Source organism: Melittangium boletus DSM 14713, from assembly GCF_002305855.1.
Taxonomy (GTDB): domain Bacteria; phylum Myxococcota; class Myxococcia; order Myxococcales; family Myxococcaceae; genus Cystobacter; species Cystobacter boletus.
The window spans coordinates 6,153,009-6,169,807 of record NZ_CP022163.1 but is presented as its reverse complement, the minus strand read 5'-3'; the positions used below and the strand labels follow the sequence as shown (position 1 = coordinate 6,169,807).

Sequence of the window (16,799 nt, the reverse complement as noted above, 5' to 3'; positions counted from 1 at the left end):
GTGGATTTGCACAACGTGAGGCATCTCTGGGACGTCTTCCTGATTTCCGACCCCGACCTGGGCCGGTTGCGCAAGGGGCTGCGGGCCGCCCTGGGCGCGGGCCTGGCGGTACTCGTCCTGTCCTGGCTCGCCCGCCTGCTGGGGGAGCCCCCCACCGTCACCCTCGTGGGGACGATGGTGGCGATGATGGGTTCCCAGCTCGCCACCGACACCGAGCCCCGGGCTCAACGCGTCACGACGGCCCTCCTGGTGTTTCCCGCCGTCCTGGCCGCCGTCCTCGGCACGCTCGCCGCCCAGATTCCCCTGCTCGGCGCGGTGGCCTTCGCGGTCACCATCTTCATCACCACGTTCGTGCGGCGCTTCGGGCCCCGAGGCCTGGCGCTCGGGATGATCGGCTTCTTCTCCTTCTTCAACGCCCTGTTCTTCCGCGCGAAGCTGGCGCAGGTGCCCGCGCTCGCCGGGGCCATGGTCGTCGCCGTGGGAATCGCGTACGCGGTGCGCTTCGTCCTCATCCCGGACCGGCCGGAGCGGAATCTGCGGCGTCTCCTGCGCGCCTTCCGAAAGACACTCGACGTGGTGTTGTGGGAACTCGCGGAGGTGTCCGGGCAACCTCGGTTGACGCCCGCGCTGGTCCGCCGGCTGTCCCTTCAGGCCGACCGGCTGAGTGACGCGGCCCTCGCGGTGGAGGATCTGCTCCCGAGCGATCAGATCCCCCTAAGGCAGAGGCTCTTCGAAGTGGAACTGGCGGCCAACCGGGTGCTGGGCGCGGTCCGGCAGATCATCGAGACGGGCGCGCTGTCCCCCGAGGTGCGCGGCGAGGTGCATAGCGCCCTGGTGGCGGCACGAATCGCCATCCGCCACCGTGCACCCGCGGCCTCGCGGATGATGCACACCCACCTCGAGCGGCTCCGGGCCGCCACCCCGGAGCCCACCCGCGACGAGCCAGGCAGCTCGGACGCCCGGCGCTTCCGCAACTCCCTCTCGGACCTGGTGGATGCATCATTCCTGCTCACCGACGAACTGCTCCCGGAGGCCCTGGGGCCGAGGATGACGGAGTCACCGAACCCAGTCGCCCAGGAACTCGCGCGCGAGGGACTCCATCCCTCCACGCGCCAGGCGCTCCAGGTCACCGTGGCGAGCGTGCTCGCGATGGCGGCGGGCTACGCGGTGTCCGCCGAGCGCTGGTACTGGGCCGTCATCACCGCCTTCGTCATCTTCACACGCACGCGCTCGAGTGGGGACACCGTGCAGCGCGCATGGGCCCGCGTCCTTGGCACGGTGCTGGGCGTGGTGGCGGGATTGTTCCTCGCGCGGCTCGTCACGGGCCATGACGGCCTCGAAATCGCCTCCATCTTCGTGTGCGTCTTCCTCGGCTTCTATTTGATCCAGGTGTCCTACGCGTGGATGGTCTTCTGGTTCACCACGTTGTTGTCCGTGCTCTACGGATTGCTCGGCCGGCTCTCGCCGGGGCTGCTCTACCTGCGCATCGAGGAAACACTGATTGGCGCGGGCATTGGCGTCACCATCGCCCTCTTCCTGATGCCCGAGCGCACGACGGCCCATGTCCAGAAGGTGGCCCGGCAGGTCCTCGACGCGGCGGGTGACTACCTGGAGGAAGCCGTGGTGAACCGGACCCGGGAAACGGACCAGGCCCGGTTGCTCGACTCCGCGCGGGTCCTCGATGCCCGCCTGCGGGAGTTGCGCACGGCGGCGCGGCCTCTCCTCGCCGGGAAGCTCGGACGATTCTCGCCCCGGGCGGTCCGTACGGTGCACGCGGTGTCCGAGCTGGTCCTCTCCGTCCGGCACCTGGAGATGGGGCGCGGCCTGCTGGGGCTCAACGGAACCTCCCGCGAGCTGTTGCGCGAGGCGGGGCTCCAACTCGCCCACAACACGCGCGCGCTGGCGGACAGCATCGGCGCGGAGGAAGTTCCCCCCGTCGAACCCGCCTCCGCGTTGCTCGACAAGGCCCAGCGCTCGCTCGTGGGCGAGGAGACCCTTCGCCGAGGCCCCGCGAGCCCCCCCATCCTCCTGCACTGGCTCACGCGGGTGGATGAGGCGCTCGCCCTCCTGGCCCAATCCCTGAGGGCTCCCACCCGGCTCTATTTCCCCTGGAGGCCCTGAGCCCTCCGGGAAGGCGTCTCAACGCGGCTCGCCCCAATCCAGGGTGGGCGTGCGCGCCACGCGGGACAGCTTGCGCTCCAGGCGCTCGACGCGGCGGCGCAGGGCCTCGCCGGACTCCGCGGGCGTGGCGAGCCGGGCATGGTGGAGCGCCCGGGGGAGATCCTTCAGCCCATGCTCGTACAGCTTGGCCAATGACAGATGCAGGGGGCCGGTCTGGTCCGCCCGAGCCGAGGCGAGCGCCCGTTGCAGATTCGCCACCGCCGTCCGGTCATCCCCGCCCCGGCGAGCCAGGCGCGAGGCGAGCGCGAGCGCCTCGGTCCCCACCGGGCCCCCCGAGTCTCCCGCCGCGGCGGCCCGGGCGAAGTCATGCGCCCGCGCGTAGTCCCGGGCCCGGAGCGCCACGCCCGCGAAGCCCAGCAAGTCCCGGGGGTCCGCCCCCTCGGCGCCACTCGCCCGGAAGCGCCTCACCAGCAGCCCCAGGAGCGCCGCCAGCAGCAACAGATCCTTCGCGTTGTGCTCCAGCACGGGCGTCAGGGCCGAGCCATCCCCTCCGCGCAGGAAGCGGAAATACAGCTCGGGGATGAGGGAGCCGTCCACGTCCCCGACCCGGTGGTAGTCGAGCACCTGCTCCTCCAGGTGCACCAGCCGAGTCCCCGAGCCCCGGTGTTTGAAGACCCGGCGCGCGCAGTGCAGCAGGTCCAGGTGAGGCAGCTCCGGAGGGACGGGCACCCGATTGAGGACGAAGCGCGTGCGCAGCAGGGGCCAGTCGAAGCTCTTGCCGTTGAACGTCACCAGGCAGGAGGACCCCGCCATGCGCTCGGCGAGCAGCCGCAGCATCGGCGTCTCCTCGCCCAGCCGGCGCAGGAAGAGCTGGTGCACGCGCAGCCGTCGGCCCTCGAACCAGGCCAGGCCCACCAGGAAGGGCACGGTGCCCGTGCCACCCGCGAGCCCCGTGGTCTCCGTGTCCAGGAAGAGCATGCGCCGGAAATCCACGCCCGCGAGTCCCGGCTGCAACGCGAGCGCGGCCACCAGGGACGCCTCCACGTCCAGCGCCTCGGCGAGCGGCGCCCGGCCATGGTGCGCGTCCTCGGACAGCAGTTGCTCGGCGACGTGGACGACCCCGTGCGGGGTGGTCCGGGGCTCGGCGGGAAGAGGACCCGGGCGCGGCGCCTCGGGGATACCCCGGCGGGCGACGGAAGCCGCGCCCTGACGCTCGGCCAGCTCGCCCAACATCCGGCGCAGCGCGACCACGCGAGGGTCCGGCTCCGCGCGAGGCACCTCGACGGGCACGGGCGGCGCGGGCGCCACCGGGGCCTCGGGCAGGGCGGAAGGCCCCGCGCCCGGCTTGCCACCGGGACCCACGCCGCCAAGCCGAGCCAGCTTGCGCTTCAAGTCCACGGTGCACCTCGCCTACTGCAGGGCCACGACGCCGAGCGCCGAGAGAATCTCCAGCGCGAGCCGCTTGCGGGGGTGGCTATCCACCGGCGCGCTGCCCGGCATGCCGCCCGCCACGGGACCAATGCACGCGGGGCAACCCTCCTCGCACACGCACGCCTCCACCAGGCGCCGCGCGCGACGCAGCAGTTCCTCGCGCTGGTCGAACAGGCGCGCGGCCAGCCCCACGCCGCCCGGGATGTTGTCGTAGAGGAACATCGTCGGATCGAAGCCCACGCCCCCGTCCTTGCGGGGAGGCCCCTCCGCGTCGTCCTTGCTCCCGAGCGTCTTGCCCAGATCCCTCGGGTCGATCATCAGCCCCACGCACGCCACGGTGCGCAGCGCGGTGGTGAGGCCCCGGAGCGCGTCGATGACGGCGGGCCGCGGCGCCCCCATCGCGCGCACCACGCTCTCGGGCACGGTGAGCCAGAGCGCGGTGGTGTGCATCTGCATCTCGGGCAGCGCCACCTCGCCGTAGCCCACGTTCTCGTGGGTGTGGAACTTGATCTTCTTGTAGCCCACCACCTTCTCGATGACGCTCACCTCGCCCATGCCCGCCTGGAGCGTGGAGCCCATGGCGGCGCCCTGATCCTCCTGGATGACGTTCACGCGCACGTACGTCATCGCGTCGGTGAAGTAGTCGGGCGCCACCTTGCGCACGTAGGCCTTGTGGTTGTCGTAGTCGAAGCGCTCGACCTGATACTGCTCGGCCTCGTGCTGGTAGATGGCCTGCTCGTGCAACATGGTGTGCGCCGAGCGGAAGTCCATCTCCGCGAGCGTGCGGTCCGTGCCCAGCTCGATGATGACCACGTTGTCCCAGCCCACGCTGCGCAGCGAGACGTGGTTGGCCGGGTACGCATCCGAGGACCAGTGGAACATGCGGCGGCCGTCGGCGCCGGGCGTGGGGTGCACCACCTGATGCTGGGCGAGGAAGCCGAGCGCGTCCGCGACGGACTCGCCCGGCACGTCCCCAAAGGTGTCTCCCTCCTCGAAGGGCAGCTCGAAGGAGGCGCACTTGAGGTGCTGCACCAGGATCTCCACGTTGTCCGGATCGATGCGCGCGTGCTCCACCGGAGCGCCCGTGAGCGAGCGAGGATCCGCCGCGAGGTATTGATCCAGGGGCGCGCTGGAGGTGACGAGCAGGGCGAGACTGCCCGAGCCCCGGCGGCCCGCGCGGCCGAAGCGCTGCATCAGCGCCGCCACGGAGCCCGGGTAGCCCGCGCACACCACCGCGTCGAGCGAGCCGATGTCGATGCCGAGCTCCAGCGCGTTGGTGGCCACCACGCAGCGCACCTCGCCCGCGCGCATGGCGGCCTCGGTGGCGCGGCGCGTGCCGGGCAGGTAGCCCCCCCGGTAGCCCTGGATGAGCGAGGGGTCCATCTTCTCCTCGATGAACCGGTCCCGGAGGTACTTGAGCATCACCTCCACGGAGTTGCGCGACTGGCCGAAGAGGAGCGTGGACACCTCGGCGCGCACCAGGTCCGCCGTCAGCCGCACGGCGCTCTTGAGGTAGCTGGCGCGGATGCCCAGCTCCGCGTTCACCACGGGCGGGTTGTAGACCATGACGCGGCGCTCACCCGAGGGAGCACCGCTCTCGGAGACGAGCGCTACCTCGCGGCCCAGCATCCGCTCGGCGTGGGCCTTGGGGTTGCCGATGGTGGCCGAGGCCAGGATGAAGGTGGGCGACGAGCCATGGAAGGCCGCCACCCGCTGCAACCGGCGCAGCACGTTGGCCAGGTGCGAGCCGAAGACGCCCCGGTAGGTGTGCAGCTCGTCGATGACGACGTAGCGCAGGTTGGAGAAGAGCCGGGCCCAGTTCGCGTGGTGGGGAAGAATCCCGGTGTGCAGCATGTCCGGGTTGGTGAGCAGCACGCCGCTGCGCTCGCGAGCCGCGCGCCGGGCATCCGCCGGGGTGTCGCCGTCGAAGGTGATGGCGCCGTGCTCCAGGCCCGCCTCGCGCATGAAGACGCGCAGGGACTCTTCCTGATCGCGCGAGAGCGCCTTGGTGGGAAACAGGTAGAGGGCGCGCGCCTGGGGCTCGCGGGCGAAGCGATCCAGCAGGGGCAGGTTGTAGCAGAGGCTCTTGCCCGAGGCCGTGGGGGTGGCGATGACCAGGTTCTGGCCAGAGCGGGCGAGCTCGAAGGACTGGGCCTGGTGGGAGAAGAGCTGCTCGATGCCCCGGCGGCGCAGGGCCTCGCGCACCTGGGGAGCCACGCCCTCGGGAATGGGGGCATGGGCGCCAGGGCGGGCGGGCGTCACCTCATCCAGGACGATGTCGGGCCACAGCTTCTTGTTGTCGCGCCAGCCCTGGAGGACGGCCTCGAGGCCGCGAGGCCCCGTCCAGGGCTTGCGCCGGGACCCGGTGAAAGCCCCCTCTTCCTTCTCAGGCTTCATGAGGGCGGGCACTGTACAAGCGTGTACCCGGGGAGGCAACGCGGATGTCCGCCCGCGGCCACCCGACGAGAGGATTCTCCTCACATGAGGAGTTCACTTCGCGTGCTAGCTTCCGTCACATGCCGCTTGACCCCGAGGCGCCAGGCTCTACATGGCGCGCAATGCTTGCGCTAGGACTGCTGCTGACCGCGGACTGCGCGACCAATCCCAATGTACGGGTACGCCGTCTGCCTAATGGCTCGCTCCAGGTCGATGGTCCCCTGGCGGGTCCCTACCCGAAACTGGAAGATCTGGCTTCGAGCGCATGTGAACTCATGACGAGCCAGCCCGGTGCGTCCAATGGACGGTATGGATCCGAGTACTGCGCCATCTTCTATCACTCCGAAAAAGGCGGCGGGTACTTCCTCAGCTATCTTTCCGACATCAAGAACACCTTGGATGGAGAAACGAAAAGCTGCATCCTCCCCACCCGGCTCTCCGACCCAACACATCAAGACGCATTACTCCTCGGCGGAGCACACCCACCCGCACAATCGTCGCTTTTCATCTCAAGATCTGAGCGGTAGAGCACATTGGTATCCCACGCGATTTGTCGACAAGAACAGCGGGCAGGTTTTCGACCGAAAGTTGTTGATGTTCTTCAAGGAACCAATGGGCGGATGCAGCGCATACAACTACAACAATTATTCCCGTACCATCTCCGCGCTGCGTCGTGGAGAATGGATCCCCATTGCCAAGGTCGACGACAAGTGGGGAAGCGTGAATATGCTGGATGGCCAGGACTGGCTTCCACGACAGGAGCACGAATGAGATACCTGATTTGTGTCTACGCGTCACTGCTCCTGTCTGGATGCTCGTTTCTTGGAATCTACAGGCACCAAAAGGCGGAATGGGCATCGCCCGAGGAAGCCTCCGCGGTGCAATTTCCTCCTTCAATGGAAGGAGCAACAGTCCTGACAGGCCCAGTCATGGCCGCACTCAAGGTAGCAATGGATGACTATCGACCTCCGAGCATCAACTACAGCTCATTGAAAACACCTGAGGACAAATGTCTGGCCCGCTGGGAGAACATCGACATGCGTATCCTACAAGCCGATGAGGGGCTGTTTTACGTCCAGTTCGCACCTGACCCGAGGAAATGCGAATTGGACGTCATCCTGCCGGACATTGGTGCGGTCTACGCTATTGATGGGAAGGGTCGTATCCTCGCCCGGGAATAATCCAGGCCGCTGCACCGCTCTTCATCTGCATCGCGTACAGGTGCGTTCCCCTCGCTTGCCGGGAAAGTCGAGGCGTGGAACGCCGCCTACGCACTGCGTCAAGCCCGGAGGAGCTTCCGGCACGACCCTTCCTCATTCCACCCATGTGCGGAAGTGAACACACGGCGGCAAGGAAGCAGGCTACGACATGGAGCTGTTCCTCGTGGAGGTTCCATGCGTTTCGCCTTGCGCGCCCTGGGCGCGATGTCCCTGTCTCTTCTCTCGACTCCGGCTCTCGCCAACACCGCCGGAATCACCGGCATGTCCAACAAGTCGTCGGGCCAGTCCTGCAACAGCTGCCACCTGGGCGCCAGCGCGCCCACCGTGACGCTCTCCGGCCCCACCGAGCTCGCCCCGGGTGCCAAGGGCGAGTACACGCTCACCATCCGGGGTGGAGCAGCGGTGGTGGGCGGCATGAACGTCGCCGTCGACAACACCACCGCGGTGCTCCAGCCGGGCACGGGCTCGCAGAAGCTGGGGGCCGAAATCACCCACGATGGTCCCCAGGCCTTCAAGGACGGGGAGCTCCGCTTCAGCTTCTCCCTGGTCGCCCCCACCACGCCGGGAACCGTCAAGATCTACGGTGCCGGCAACTCCGCCAACAACAATGGCAGCAGCGACGGAGACCGGGGCAGCAGCACGACCCTCGATGTAACGGTCACGGGCGACGAAGGGGATGACACCCAGGGAGGCTGCTCCACCACGGGTGGCCTGCCCATGTTCGTCCTCGCGATGGCCGCCGCGGGCCTGCCCCTGCTGCGCCGCCGCTGGAGCTGAAACCGTCCTCGGACGCCGCCGGAAAGCCTCAGTCCTCCGAGGCGGGGCTTTCCGGCAGTTCGAGCGCGCGCCACATGTACCAGCTCGCCACCGAGCGCCAGGGACGCCAGCGCTCTCCGTGGGCCAGCAGCTCCTTCGGGCGGGGCATGTCCTTCAGGCCGTACGTCCGCATGAAGCCCTTGCGCACCCCGTAGTCGTCCACGGGCAGGATGTCCGGCCGGCCCAGCCGGAAGATGAGCAGCATCTCCACCGTCCACTGCCCGATTCCGCGTACCTTCGTCAGGTGCTCCACCAGGGCCGCATCGCTCATGCGTTTGGCCCGGGCCAGCGTGGGCACCTCGCCCTCCAACGCCTTGGCGGCCAGGTCCCGGAGCGCCGCCGCCTTCGCGCCCGACAAGCCGGCCTCCCGAAGGCTCTCCACCGGCAGGGCCAGCACCGCCTCGGGCGTGAAGTGCTTGCCCTCGCCCACGCGCTCGCGAACCCGGCCGAAGATGGTGGCCGCCGCCTTGCCCGTGAGTTGCTGGTACGCGATGGAGCGCGCCAGCGCCTGGAAGGGACTGTGCAATGCCTCCACCTGGAGCGCGAAGGGCCCCACCCGCTTCATCAGCGCGCCGAGCGTTGGATCCGCCTTCACCAACGCGCGGCGGGCGGCGGGGGTGAAGCCCTCGGGCAGCAGGCTGTCGGCGGAGGCAATGGCATCACTGGCGGCGGGCGCGGGGGACATGGGCCCATCGTGCCACCCGCGCCTCCTCGATGCAGCCCTCTCGCGCTCCCCGCGTCATCGGATCTTCTTCGAGGTCAAGCCCTTCATCGCGGGCCCGTTGAGCACCTCTCCCGTCGGGCTGAAACGCGCCCCGTGGCAGGGGCAGTCCCAGGAGCGCTCGGCCTTGTTCCAATGCACATGACAGCCCAGGTGCGTGCACACCGGACTCACCGCGTGGACCCCGCCGCCCTCCTCCCGGTAGACCGCCACCTTCTTGCCCTCCACCTCCACGAGCCGGCCCTCACCCGGAGGCACCTCGGACAGGTCGTGCACCTCGGGCCTCACGAGCCGGTCCGCCACGAAGTGGAACGCGACGTCCGCGTTCTCGTGGACGAAGTCGCGGGTGCCCACCGTCGGCTTCACCCGCGTGGCGTCGTAGAGCGCCGCATAGGGATTGTCCCGTCCGAGAATCGAATCCGTGAGGATCATCCCCGCCAACGTTCCGAACATCATTCCCGTGCCCGAGAAGCCCGTGGCCACCCATACGTGCCGCGAGCCTCCGTTACACCCGATGTACGGCAGTCCATCCGCCGGCTCGATGACCTGCCCCGACCAGCGATACGCCGCCTCCGTCACCGGAAAGCGCTGGCGCAGGTACTCCTCCAGCGCCGCGAAGCAGCGGCGGGTGTCCTCCTCCGTCCCCACCTTGTGGTCCTCGCCCCCCACGATCACGTACTCGCGGCCCTCCACCGTCTGGGTGCGGATGTAGTGATAGGGGTCCGCGCTGTCGTAATAGAGCCCGGGCGCCAGGGGGCCTTCGAGCACCCCCGCCACCACGTAGGAGCGGTAGGGGTAGAGCCGGGTGTGCAGCAGGCCCCGGTTGATGGGCGTGGTCGTCGCCTCCACCACGTCCTGGCAGGTGATGATGCCCCGCGTGGTCGTCACCCGGCAGGGAGCGCCCTCGTGGATGTCGGTGACCTGGGTCTCCTCGAAGACGTGGCTGCCCTCTCCGGGAATCCGCTCGGCGATGGCCCGCAGGTACTCGCGCGGGTGGAACCACGCCTGGTCCTCCACGCGCAGCGCGCGCTTCACCGGATAGGGCAGCGGCACCTCGTTCGTCAGCGAGCACATCAGGCCCGCCCGCCGGGCCGCGGAGGCCTCGCGCTCCAGTGCCTGGACCTCGTCGTCCGTCTCCGCGTAGCGATAGCCTGGAACCCGCTGGAAACCACATGAAATGCCCAGGCGCTCCACCAGTCCGGCCACCTTCTCGATGGACGCCCGGACGGACTCCGCGGCCAGACGCGCCCCCTTCTCCCCGAAATCCGACATCAAGGTGTCATACGGCGTGTCCAGCAACTCGGTGAGGTGCGCCGTGGTCTGTCCCGTCTGGCCGGACGACAGCCGGTGCATTTCCACCACCGCCACCCGTTTACCCTCCTCCTTGAGCAACAGGGCCGTGGTCAACCCCGCGAGGCCGCCCCCCACCACCACCACGTCCACCTCGAGGTCCTCCGACAATGCGGGGTAGCGCCGCAGGGGGGCTGTTACCGTCCACAGCGACTTGTGTTCGCGCTCGTCGACCATGCGGACAGGTTAGGAACGAAGCAGGGGGCTGACATGGCGAGCAGGCGGGCAGGCACCACCGCCTGCTTGTCCGGCAGTGGAGCATTCAGTTGTGCAACAACCAACACCCACGTCCGCGAGACGTTGGCCATCCGGGCAGGGGGACGCACTACCATGGAGTCCCTCGTCTCCATGCGACGTCACAGCCCGACCCTTAAACCCCGAGGACCCCGGAGCGCCGCCTCTTGTCATCCATCGCCGCCCTGACGTCACCGCTGCCCGCGCCGAGCCCCGAAGCGCGGCTCGCGTTCTCTGAGTTGTTGCTCGGGTGCGATGAAGCCAGGACGTGCGTGGAGGCCGCCGTGGCGTGGCTCGTGCGCAACGCCCAGGTCGAGCAGGTGCTGTGTCTCGCGCCCGACGAGTCGGACTCGCACTGCCTCGTGCCCTTGGCGTCCTCGGGCATGACGGGCCTGGAGGGCTTCGTGCTCGCCCTGCACGAGTCCCGGCACCCGCTGGTGGAGGCCCTCCAATGGGCCACGCCCCGGTGGATTCCACCAGGCCCGTTCGTCCCGGAGCTGCCTCCGTCCCGAAGCGGACTGTTCACCCTGTCGCTCGGCCGGGCCCCGCCGGGCGCGCCGCCTCCGGGACTGCTGCTCGTCGCGCCAGGGGGCACGGAGCTGTCGCCCGACGTGACGTGGCTGGCGACCCACCTGGGCGCGCACCTGACGCGGCTGTACAAGGGGCGGCAGCTCACGCGGCTCGAGGCCGCGTCCAGCGAGCTGGCCGCCCGGGTGAACGCCGCCACGGAGGAGCTGGCCACGCAGAACGAGCTCCTGCGCCGCCAGGCCATCCAGTTGGAGCAGGCGAGCGCCGCCAAGTCCCAGTTCCTCGCCAACATGAGCCACGAGCTGCGCACGCCGCTCAACGCCATCCTCGGCTACACCAACATGCTGCTGCAGGGCGTCAACGGCGAGCTGCCAGCGCCCCAGCGCCGCAGCCTCAGCCGCATCGACTCCAACGGGCGTCACCTCCTGGAAATCATCAACGAGATCCTCGACATCACCCGCATCGAGGCGGGCCGGATGCCGCTGCACCTGTCCGAGTTCCGCCTGCCCGAGCTCATCCAGGAGGTCATGTCGGAGCTGGATCCCATCATCGTGCGCTCCAAGCTGTCGGTGAACGCGACGGTGGATCCCCACCTGCCCGCCATCCACAGCGACCGGCAGAAGGTGAAGCAGATCGTCGTCAACCTGCTGTCCAACGCGCTCAAGTTCACGCACGAGGGCTCCATCCAGGTGAAGACCTCGTACGAAGTCGCGACGACCACGCTGCACATCTCCGTGAAGGACACCGGGATTGGCATCGATCCGGTCCATCAGGAGAAGATCTGGGACGACTTCCAGCAAGTGGACAGCTCCCCCACGCGTGCGTACGGCGGCACGGGGCTGGGCTTGTCCATCTGCCGCCGGCTGGCCACCATGCTCGATGGACGCGTCGGTCTGGAGAGCAGCCTGGGGCGCGGCTCGACCTTCACCCTCTACCTGCCCCGGTGCGCGAGGCGAACATGACCCACCCCGCCCCGGACGCTCCGGCGCCCCTCGTGCTCATCGTCGATGACTACCAGGACGCCCGGGAGATGTACGCCGAGTACCTGGAGTTCTCCGGCTTCCGCGTGGCCGAGGCCCGTAACGGCCAGGAGGCGGTGGATCAGGCCTTCGCGCTGCGCCCCTCCGTCATCCTCATGGATCTGTCCCTGCCCATCATGGATGGCTGGGAGGCCACGCGTCGGCTCAAGGGAGATGACCGCACACGCGCCATTCCCGTGGTGGCCCTCACCGGGCATGCCCTGGACGGGCACTCGCGCGAGGCGCAGGACGCGGGCTGCGACGCCTACGTCACCAAGCCGTGCCTGCCGGATGCCCTGGTGCGCGAGGTCCGGCGCGTGCTCAAGGTCGCGGCCTCGTCGGCGTGAGCACCACCCGCCGCGCTTCCTCGACGAGCGAGTCCGCCCACGGGGCTAGCCGGGCCCAGCCCGGGGTGTGCTCGGTGCGCACGTAGAAGACGCCGTCCGCGCCCCTCGCGACGATGAGGTGGCCCACGGGGGCGCCCCCCCGTCCGTACTCCACCCGGAAGGACTCGTGGGGAGGCCCGCCGGGAGGCGCCTCGCCCCGGCCGAGGAAGTCTCCCGCCGCAGGAGCGAGCAGGGTGATGCGCTCGTGCCACCTGCGCGCGAGTTCATCCGGTGCGCCGGGCGCGTCCAGGGGCACGAGTCCGGCCGGGCGATCGGCGGGGGCCTCGACCCGGAAGGCACGCGAGGCGCCCTCCGGCATCGTCAGGGAGAGGGTGTCGTACCCGCCCACCCCGAAGGTGTGCAGCGAGCGATCCACGAGCCGGTGGGCCGCGTTCTCCAGATCCGGCAGGAGCGAAGCGCTCAGGAGGAAGACCTGCCCGTCCGACTCCCTCCACAGGTAGGGACCGCGCCAGCCCGACGCGGGGGCCGCCAGACGGAAGGCATGCTCGCCCCGGGACAGGGAGATTCGCAGCACGCGGGCGCTGTCCTTCAATCCCAGCTCGGCCAGGTGTCGCGCGTCCAGGACCCCCAGACTCCGGGAGGCGCGCAAGGGCGCGAAGCGGGAGAACAGCCGTGTCGCGTCGCCGTTGGCGCGCAGCTCCCGCGTCCCCACCCGCAACCAGAGGGCGCCGTCCTCGGAGGGCTCGTGGAACAACTCCACCGCACCGGAGGCATCCTCGTGGCGCACCCGCACCAGGGAGCGCACCGGGGCATCCAGCACCATCACCTCGCCCGGAGCGCCCTCGGGCTCACGAAGGCTCACGAAGCAGGCGGCGGCCAGCGCGAGGGCCGCGAGCACGCCCTGGAGCACCACGCTCCGGGTCCTCATCGCGCGCGCCTCCTGCTCCGCCGCCTCGTCACGAGCCCCCCCACCCCCAACACCAGCGCGGGCGCGAGGAAGACAGCCGAGTAGAACCAGACTCCGTCCTGACGCCGGGTGTGCTGGACCGGCACGTCCTCCTCGTTCGACAGGACACCGGCCAGCTCCTCCTCGCCCAACAACCAGAGCACCGTGTCCACCAACAGGTACGCGTTGCCGTATCCCCGCGGGGCATCGTCCGTCATCACGTCCGCGTCACCCATGACCACCATGCGGGCGGCCGCCGCGCCCGGGCGGACCTTTTCCCACGCCACCACCAGCGGCCAGGCGCGCCGGGGCTCGTCCGCGTCGGGCGTGAAGTCCCGATTGGCGTCCTGGAACGTCTCCGGAGAGGCCTTCACCGCTACATCCAGGGACACGCCCCTGGGCAGGGGAGGCAGGGGCTCCAACGCCGTCGCGCCCGAGAAGACGACCGACGCGTCACCGCCCAGCGAGGCCAGGGTGGCCACCGAGGCATGCGTGGAAAAGCCCGTCGTCACCAGGTGGGCACGATCACCGCGCTGGTGGCTCCACCGCAGGTAGCGCTGCTCGTTCGCCAGCGGGACGCGCGAGGACCTCAACCCCCAGGGCTCCAGCAGCGCGTCGAGGCCCGGCCCGTCCGGCTCCAGCGCGAGCCACAACCGCCCTCCCCGCTCCACGTACCGGCGCAGCGCGGCCAGCTCCTCGGGTGATGGCTCTCGCTCGGGCCCCACCATGGCCACCACGGCCGCGTCGCGCGGGACGTCCGTCCCCAGGCCCTCCGCCACCCCCAGCGGGCGCACTTCCACGTTGAGCACGCGCAACCAATCCTCCAGCCGGGACAGGCCGGGCCGCGCGCCCTCCAGCGCCGTGGCGGCCTGGGCCCTCAAGCCCCGCTCGCCATGCCCCGCCGTCAAGTACAGCACCCGACGAGGCCGGGACACCTCGCGCAACCGCCGGAACACCTCCTCGTCCAACCGCTGCAACGCGGAGCGGGCGGTTCCCAGGTCCAGCGGCAGCTTCAACCGCTCGTGCCGCGCGTCCCGGGTGAACACCACGGAGCCATTCTCCCCCACGCCCAGCTCCCGGGCCCTGCCCGGCTCCACCGCCTGATCCAACACCTCGATGTGGAGGAGCGGCGACTCGCGGGAGAGCTCTCGCAGGTACTGCTCCACCGCCTGCCGCACGTCATTGGCGGGAGGAAAGAAGAGCGTCACCTCCACGGGCGCCTGGAGCCCGCGCACCAGCCCTCGCGTGGCCTCGCCGGGCCGGGCGGTGCGGAAGTACGCCAGGTCCCACGACACATCCATCCGGGTGGCCACGTACTGGGAGGAGAACGCGAAGACGAGCGCGAAGGCCAGCCCCAGCCCCGAGCGCAACGCCGAGCGCACCCGTCCCAGCTCCAGCACGGGCGCTCGCGCCATACCACCCACCGCCAACTCCACCCACCCGAGCGGCAACAACGACAGGGTCAGCGCCACGGGGAAGAGCACGCCCAGGGCGCTCCGAAGCAGGGGCAGCTTCTGCTTCCACCCGGCGCCCAGCACCCGGACAGCGCCCTCGGCCTGGAAGAAGTAGAGCCCCACCCCCAGCGCCCCCAGCAGGAAGAGCCCCAGCCGCCAGCGCTCCAGCGTCCGCCAGTCCCCCGAGGCCCGCCGCGTCCGCGCCAGACTCCAGCCCAGCGCGAGCCCCAGGAGCACCCCACCGCCTCCGCTCAGCACGAGCCGTTCCCGTCCACCTCCCGCCACCCGCTCTCCGAGGAAGAGGGCGCCAAGCGCCACCCCGTATCCCGCGGACACCCAGGACGTGGGCTTCATCGCCACCTCCGTGCCTCGAGCACCCGCGTGGCGGCGAAGAGGAACACATAGGTGACGAGCAGGTAGTAGACGACGTCCCGCACGTGCACCACGCCCACCTGGAAGGGTTGGAAGTGCTGGTTCCACAGCGCCAGCGCACCGAAGACGTCCGACAGGGGTTGCTCGGTGATGCGCGCGAGCCACCAGCAGGTGAGCAGCGCCACCAGCATGCACCCGGAGAACACGGCGGCCAGCACCTGATTGCGCGCGAGCGCCGAGCCCAGCGTGCCAATGGCCAGCGACGCGCCGCCCAACAGGAGCAGCCCCAGATAGCCCGCGGCGATATGACCCAGCGACAGCCTGCCATGCACCCGCACCAGCAGCGGCATGAACACCGTGGCCAGCGTCAGCAGCGCCAGGAAGGCGAACGCCCCGAGGAACTTGCCCAGGACGATCTCATGGTCCTTCACCGGCGAGGAGTACAGCAGGGACAGCGTGCCCGTCTGCCGCTCCTCGGCCAGCAGCCGCATGGAGATGAAGACCGAGGCCACCATCGTGGTGCCGCTGGAGAACAGGAAGAAGAGCGACACCACCTCCGAGGAGCGCTTGCTCACGCCGCCCAGGGCGTAGGCGTTGAAGAGCAGCCCATCCACCGCCAGCACCAGGGCGATGATGAGGTAGCCCTGGAAGGTGCGCAGCGAGGCCCCCAGTTCCCGGCGCGCGATGAGCAGGGCGCGCATCATGGCGAGGCCTCCTCCGCGCCCCGGGTCAGCCGCAGGAAGAGCGATTCGAGCTTCTCCACGCCCCGGTCCAACCGCAGCAACTCCAGGCCCGCGTCCACCACCGCCCGCGCCACCTGGGGCCGCCGCTCCGCCGACGCCTCCACCTGGAGCGTCACCACGCCGTGCGCCTCGGCCAGCACCCGCACCCGGCCCCAGGCCTCGAGGACCCCCACCGCCCGTTCGCGAGCACCCCGCACCTCCACCTCGATGAAGCCGCTCCCGCCCCACCGCCGGGCCAGTTCCTCCTCGGTCCCCTGCGCCGCGAGTTCCCCGTCCTTGATGATCAAGAGCCGGTCACACGTCTGGCTGATCTCCGGCAGCAGGTGGCTGGAGACGAGCACCGTGTGGTCGCCCCGAAGGCCGCGCAGCAGCGCGCGCATCTCCACCATCTGCTGGGGATCCAACCCACTGCCGGGCTCGTCGAGCAGGAGCAACGCCGGCCGGTGCACGAGCGCCTGCGCCACCCCCACCCGCTGCCGGTATCCATGGCTGAGCGAGGAGATAGGCGCCGAGTCCACCTCGCGCAGGCCCGTCTTCTCCTCGGCCTCCGCGACCCGGGCGGCCACCTGCCGCGAGGACACGCCCCGCAGTCGCGCCACGAAGGCGAGGAAGCGGCCCACGTCCATCTCGTCGTAGAGCGGCGGCGTGTCCGGCAGGAAGCCGATGCGCTGGCGCACCTCGTGCGGATTCGCCACCACGTCATGTCCCTCGACGACCGCCCGCCCCGACGTGGGCAGCAACACGCAGCCGAGGATGCGCAGCGTGGTGGACTTGCCCGCGCCATTGAGTCCCAGGAAGCCGACGACCTCGCCCCGCCCGATGTCGAAAGCGAGGTCCCGGATGGCCGCCCGTTCTCCGTAGTACTTGGTCAGCCCCTCCACGTGGATCATGACGACAGCAGTACCACCCCGTGGCCCGCGTCCAGGGTCCGAAAAATCCTCCTGGAACAGGGGTGGGTCGATTGCGCTCCGCCAGGACGCACGAGGGCGTTATCCTACGCGGCACCCTCCCCCTGAACGACCCGGTCCTCCGGGTTCCCCCACCACCCAGTCGAGAGGTCC

The 16,799-nt window shown here is 69.8% G+C and carries 14 protein-coding genes; 6 read left to right on the top strand and 8 right to left on the bottom strand.

The window, feature by feature from the left end; all coding sequences use genetic code 11:
• Nucleotides 1-15 precede the first annotated feature (15 nt).
• The gene (locus MEBOL_RS25835) at nt 16-2,121 is read left to right on the top strand and encodes an FUSC family protein (RefSeq protein ID WP_157775476.1); all 2,106 of its coding nucleotides are present in this window, start codon (nt 16-18) and stop codon (nt 2,119-2,121) included.
• A gap of 18 nt (nt 2,122-2,139) precedes the next feature.
• Here the strand turns inward: MEBOL_RS25835 and MEBOL_RS25830 are convergent, their stop codons facing one another.
• Nucleotides 2,140-3,519: a ribonuclease H-like domain-containing protein gene (locus tag MEBOL_RS25830; protein WP_095979953.1), complete on the bottom strand. Its 1,380-nt coding sequence runs from the start codon at nt 3,517-3,519 to the stop codon at nt 2,140-2,142.
• Nucleotides 3,520-3,531: 12 nt separating this feature from the next.
• Entirely contained in the window at nt 3,532-5,949 is a 2,418-nt protein-coding gene (locus MEBOL_RS25825; protein WP_179956295.1) for a DEAD/DEAH box helicase, read from the bottom strand.
• 438 nt (nt 5,950-6,387) lie between these two features.
• Here MEBOL_RS25825 and MEBOL_RS41375 point away from each other — a divergent pair, with 438 nt between their 5' ends.
• From MEBOL_RS41375 to MEBOL_RS25815, 3 genes are all read left to right on the top strand, one after another.
• Nucleotides 6,388-6,759 carry a hypothetical protein gene (locus MEBOL_RS41375; protein ID WP_157775474.1) on the top strand — a complete coding sequence of 124 codons (372 nt, stop codon included), beginning with the start codon at nt 6,388-6,390 and terminating at the stop codon, nt 6,757-6,759.
• A 158-nt stretch (nt 6,760-6,917) separates the two neighbouring features.
• Entirely contained in the window at nt 6,918-7,169 is a 252-nt protein-coding gene (locus MEBOL_RS43160; RefSeq protein ID WP_245918853.1) for a hypothetical protein, read from the top strand.
• Nucleotides 7,170-7,382: 213 nt separating this feature from the next.
• Nucleotides 7,383-7,985 (top strand): MXAN_6652 family MXYO-CTERM-anchored protein, encoded by a 603-nt coding sequence (locus MEBOL_RS25815; RefSeq protein ID WP_095979951.1) that lies wholly within the window; start codon nt 7,383-7,385, stop codon nt 7,983-7,985.
• 28 nt (nt 7,986-8,013) lie between these two features.
• Here the strand turns inward: MEBOL_RS25815 and MEBOL_RS25810 are convergent, their stop codons facing one another.
• Nucleotides 8,014-8,709, bottom strand: a complete 696-nt coding sequence (locus tag MEBOL_RS25810) for a DNA-3-methyladenine glycosylase family protein (protein ID WP_095979950.1) — start codon at nt 8,707-8,709, stop codon at nt 8,014-8,016.
• A 54-nt stretch (nt 8,710-8,763) separates the two neighbouring features.
• Entirely contained in the window at nt 8,764-10,272 is a 1,509-nt protein-coding gene (locus MEBOL_RS25805) for an FAD-dependent oxidoreductase (protein ID WP_095979949.1), read from the bottom strand.
• 224 nt (nt 10,273-10,496) lie between these two features.
• On the opposite strand from MEBOL_RS25805, the gene MEBOL_RS25800 reads away from it, so the two are divergent.
• Both MEBOL_RS25800 and MEBOL_RS25795 read left to right on the top strand, forming a co-directional pair.
• Nucleotides 10,497-11,819, top strand: coding sequence for a sensor histidine kinase (locus tag MEBOL_RS25800; protein WP_245918851.1), 1,323 nt, complete (start codon nt 10,497-10,499; stop codon nt 11,817-11,819).
• Nucleotides 11,816-12,223: a response regulator gene (locus tag MEBOL_RS25795; protein WP_095979948.1), complete on the top strand. Its 408-nt coding sequence runs from the start codon at nt 11,816-11,818 to the stop codon at nt 12,221-12,223. The genes MEBOL_RS25800 and MEBOL_RS25795 overlap by 4 nt, the downstream gene beginning before the upstream one ends.
• On the opposite strand, the gene MEBOL_RS25790 is transcribed toward MEBOL_RS25795, so the two are convergent.
• Genes MEBOL_RS25790 through MEBOL_RS25775 form a run of 4 tightly spaced genes read right to left on the bottom strand, consistent with a single transcriptional unit; the run spans nt 12,198 to nt 16,628 of the window.
• The gene (locus MEBOL_RS25790; protein ID WP_095979947.1) at nt 12,198-13,151 is read right to left on the bottom strand and encodes a hypothetical protein; all 954 of its coding nucleotides are present in this window, start codon (nt 13,149-13,151) and stop codon (nt 12,198-12,200) included. The genes MEBOL_RS25795 and MEBOL_RS25790 overlap by 26 nt on opposite strands.
• Entirely contained in the window at nt 13,148-14,977 is a 1,830-nt protein-coding gene (locus MEBOL_RS25785) for a motility-associated ABC transporter substrate-binding family protein (protein WP_095979946.1), read from the bottom strand. Before MEBOL_RS25785 ends, MEBOL_RS25790 begins: the two co-directional genes overlap by 4 nt.
• Nucleotides 14,974-15,699, bottom strand: coding sequence for an ABC transporter permease (locus MEBOL_RS25780; RefSeq protein WP_245918849.1), 726 nt, complete (start codon nt 15,697-15,699; stop codon nt 14,974-14,976). Before MEBOL_RS25780 ends, MEBOL_RS25785 begins: the two co-directional genes overlap by 4 nt.
• Nucleotides 15,696-16,628: an ABC transporter ATP-binding protein gene (locus MEBOL_RS25775; RefSeq protein WP_095979945.1), complete on the bottom strand. Its 933-nt coding sequence runs from the start codon at nt 16,626-16,628 to the stop codon at nt 15,696-15,698. Before MEBOL_RS25775 ends, MEBOL_RS25780 begins: the two co-directional genes overlap by 4 nt.
• Nucleotides 16,629-16,799 lie beyond the last annotated feature (171 nt).

Excerpts from the sequence above, each read along its gene's own strand:
- MEBOL_RS25825 (WP_179956295.1), bottom strand. The coding sequence starts at position 5,949 with ATGAAGCCTGAGAAGGAAGAGGGGGCTTTCACCGGGTCCCGGCGCAAG.
- MEBOL_RS41375 (WP_157775474.1), top strand. The coding sequence starts at position 6,388 with ATGGAGAAACGAAAAGCTGCATCCTCCCCACCCGGCTCTCCGACCCAA.
- MEBOL_RS43160 (WP_245918853.1), top strand. The coding sequence starts at position 6,918 with ATGGCCGCACTCAAGGTAGCAATGGATGACTATCGACCTCCGAGCATC.
- MEBOL_RS25815 (WP_095979951.1), top strand. The coding sequence starts at position 7,383 with ATGCGTTTCGCCTTGCGCGCCCTGGGCGCGATGTCCCTGTCTCTTCTC.
- MEBOL_RS25810 (WP_095979950.1), bottom strand. The coding sequence starts at position 8,709 with ATGTCCCCCGCGCCCGCCGCCAGTGATGCCATTGCCTCCGCCGACAGC.
- MEBOL_RS25805 (WP_095979949.1), bottom strand. The coding sequence starts at position 10,272 with ATGGTCGACGAGCGCGAACACAAGTCGCTGTGGACGGTAACAGCCCCC.
- MEBOL_RS25795 (WP_095979948.1), top strand. The coding sequence starts at position 11,816 with ATGACCCACCCCGCCCCGGACGCTCCGGCGCCCCTCGTGCTCATCGTC.
- MEBOL_RS25790 (WP_095979947.1), bottom strand. The coding sequence starts at position 13,151 with ATGAGGACCCGGAGCGTGGTGCTCCAGGGCGTGCTCGCGGCCCTCGCG.
- MEBOL_RS25785 (WP_095979946.1), bottom strand. The coding sequence starts at position 14,977 with ATGAAGCCCACGTCCTGGGTGTCCGCGGGATACGGGGTGGCGCTTGGC.
- MEBOL_RS25780 (WP_245918849.1), bottom strand. The coding sequence starts at position 15,699 with ATGATGCGCGCCCTGCTCATCGCGCGCCGGGAACTGGGGGCCTCGCTG.
- MEBOL_RS25775 (WP_095979945.1), bottom strand. The coding sequence starts at position 16,628 with ATGATCCACGTGGAGGGGCTGACCAAGTACTACGGAGAACGGGCGGCC.